Source organism: Citrobacter sp. Cf072, assembly GCF_030334485.1.
Lineage (GTDB): Bacteria > Pseudomonadota > Gammaproteobacteria > Enterobacterales > Enterobacteriaceae > Citrobacter > Citrobacter freundii.
Window position 1 is genome coordinate 1 of the sequence record NZ_JAOWDX010000010.1, and the last position, 211, is coordinate 211.

1 tRNA gene is annotated in these 211 nt (G+C 55.0%); it reads right to left on the minus strand.

What is annotated here, in order from left to right:
- Positions 1-7 precede the first annotated feature (7 nt).
- Positions 8-84, minus strand: a tRNA-Asp gene (locus OGX66_RS00360).
- Positions 85-211: the final 127 nt, after the last annotated feature.

Genomic DNA, 211 nt, shown 5'->3' on the forward strand with positions numbered 1-211 from the left:
TAATAAGTGGCGGAACGGACGGGACTCGAACCCGCGACCCCCTGCGTGACAGGCAGGTATTCTAACCAACTGAACTACCGCTCCACCGAATTTCTTTGTCACTACCCGGATTCTTCATCCCGGTTTACTGCAATTTGATGCCTGGCAGTTCCCTACTCTCGCATGGGGAGACCCCACACTACCATCGGCGCTACGGCGTTTCACTTCTGAG